Annotated in this window: 3 protein-coding genes and 1 pseudogene; 3 read left to right on the top strand and 1 reads right to left on the bottom strand. The window is 67.1% G+C overall.

The window, feature by feature from the left end:
• Nucleotides 1-91: 91 nt before the first annotated feature.
• Nucleotides 92-538: pseudogene (locus ACWD6R_RS40330) on the top strand (transposase); the annotation flags it as partial.
• Nucleotides 539-692: 154 nt separating this feature from the next.
• Nucleotides 693-881, top strand: coding sequence for a hypothetical protein (locus ACWD6R_RS40325; RefSeq protein WP_451823307.1), 189 nt, complete (start codon nucleotides 693-695; stop codon nucleotides 879-881).
• A gap of 24 nt (nucleotides 882-905) precedes the next feature.
• Here the strand turns inward: ACWD6R_RS40325 and ACWD6R_RS40320 are convergent, their stop codons facing one another.
• Complete coding sequence (locus tag ACWD6R_RS40320; RefSeq protein ID WP_028804781.1) at nucleotides 906-1,211, bottom strand: helix-turn-helix domain-containing protein; 306 nt, start codon at nucleotides 1,209-1,211, stop codon at nucleotides 906-908.
• Between the two features lie 65 nt (nucleotides 1,212-1,276).
• On the opposite strand from ACWD6R_RS40320, the gene map reads away from it, so the two are divergent.
• A complete protein-coding gene (gene map / locus ACWD6R_RS40315; RefSeq protein ID WP_351201546.1) occupies nucleotides 1,277-2,044 on the top strand; it encodes a type I methionyl aminopeptidase in 768 nt (255 codons plus the stop codon).
• Nucleotides 2,045-2,367 lie beyond the last annotated feature (323 nt).

Raw genomic sequence — 2,367 nt, 5'->3', positions numbered from 1 at the left:
GTACGACGGCGGCACAGACGACACCAGCGATCCCCTTCCCAGCATGATCAACACGAAGATCATCCCACCCGGTCAGCCAACGTGACAGTGCCTGCTGGTCCGCTACCTCAACCAAGGCCGCGCCGAAGGCGACCGCCCCGTGACAACCCCACGCCGCCTCACCCGGCTCCTGCTCACCCGCCCCGAGCACCTGTGGACCAAGGACACCGACCTGCTCGGCATCCTCACAGCTGCCTGCCCGGAGATGACCGCACTCGCCCGACTCACGGGCGATTTCGGCGCCCTCCTGACCCCGGCCCAGGCCAACGACAACAAGCTCACCCAGTGGATCGTCGATGTCCGCGCCACCAACCTGCCCCACCTGCACAGCTTCTGCAACGGCCTGGAACTCGACCGTGCCGCTGTGAACGCCGGCCTCACCCTGCCCCACCACAACGGCCGCACCGAAGGCGTCAACACCCGCACGAAGAAGATCATGCGGCAGATGCACGGCCGAGCCGGATTCGACCTCCTCCGCCACCGCATCCTCCTCCAATAAAGAGAACGCACCGTCACCACCGACTACGGAACAGAGCCGAACGTTTTACAGTCCCACCGCGCTCGGCGGCCAGCCCCCGATCAGCCGACTGTCACCAACGTCATGACCAAGTACACCTAGGTCACGGCCTGCCTGCAACCGCCTGGTCGCAGGCATGGACGGCTTGGTGTTCACCAAGCATCTGGTCGGCCTTCGGTGGGCGCTCGCGCCCTTCGGGCAGGAAGCGACGGAGCCGACAGGCGGCCAGGTCGGTGTAGCCGCCGAGGTCCGCGAGGCGGTGCTCGGGCTGGTCGACGAGGTGATCAGCGTGCGCGCAGGCGTACCGGCACAGCACGGTCAGTGAACCGCTGACTCTCTGAGTGCGGCGTTACGAAACCAGCGATGGATGCCGTGTGACAGGCAGGACCGACTGATCCTCGGCGGTTCGCTCCGCCTGGCTAATCTCGGCCCAGACGGCGTCGAGAGACAGGCCGAGGGTGTCGGCGATCGCTGCGATGGTCGGGAAGGCGGGGGTAGCCACACGGCCGGATTCGATCTTCCGCAGAGTTTCCGGCGAGATGTGCGAAGCGAGCGCCACGTCCAGCATCGAGCGGCAGCCCCGGGCTCGGCGGAGCAGCGCGCCAAGGCGCTGTCCGCGTTCTACCTCGGCGGGGGTGAGCGGCAACCTGACCATGACCCCATTCTAATACCGGTACAGTTAGACCGGGATAGTTATTGGACGTACATGAGAGGTCCCCCATGATTGAGATCCTGAACTCCGCGCGGCTTGAGCGGGCGAGGGACACCGGCGCCCTGGTCGGAAACATCCTGCACACGCTGAAGCAGCGCAGCACGGTCGGGACGAACCTGCTGGACATCGACCAGTGGGCCAAGGAGATGATCACCGAGGCGGGAGCGCAGTCCTGCTACGTCGACTACGCGCCTTCCTTCGGGCGCGGCCCGTTCGGGCACTACATCTGCACGGCCGTCAACGACGGAGTGCTCCATGGGCGGCCTCACAACTACACGCTGGCAGACGGGGATCTGCTGACTCTCGACCTCGCTGTAGCCAGGGGCGGGGTGGCCGCGGACGCCGCGATCAGCTTTCTGGTGGGCAAGGCCAGGCCAGCGGAGAGCGTCGCGATGATCGAGACGACCGAACGTGCACTCGCCGCCGGCATCGCCGCCGCCAAGCCTGGGGCGCGCATCGGCGACCTCTCCCACGCCATCGGCACGGTCCTCAGCAAGGCGGGCTACCCGATCAACACCGAGTTCGGAGGCCACGGCATCGGCTCGACCATGCACCAGGACCCACACGTCGCGAACACCGGACGGCCTGGCCGCGGATACAAGTTGCGCCCCGGACTGCTGCTCGCCCTGGAGCCCTGGGTCATGGCCGACACTGCCACACTCGTCACCGACGCCGACGGTTGGACGCTGCGCAGCGCGACGGGCTGCCGGACCGCGCACAGCGAGCACACCATCGCCATCACCGACAACGGAGCCGAAATTCTCACCCGACCGTAAGGGAGCCCACACCGCTGCCGCGTCAGCAGACCCGGCTGCCAGGCGCGGCCGGGCCTCAACTATCCCCGGCCGCCTCGAACCGGGAGGTCACCATGTCCGAGCTGATCGCCGCTTGCACACCGAACAGCCACCCGCACGATGGCGAGGTCCTGGTTGCCATCAACCTTCCGGACTGGGAGAGCTTCCAGGAGGTGGAAGGGCGTTGTCACGTTGTTGGGTGTGCGAGGGCCTGATGGCGTGCCAGGGCGTGGTCGGCTCGGGTGTCAGCCCTGGGTCAGGCCGTTGCGGCCGTGCCGACGACTCCGGTGACGTGGTCCCAGATG

The organism is Streptomyces sp. NPDC005151, assembly GCF_053599875.1.
This window is presented reverse-complemented; position numbering and strand designations above follow the sequence as displayed.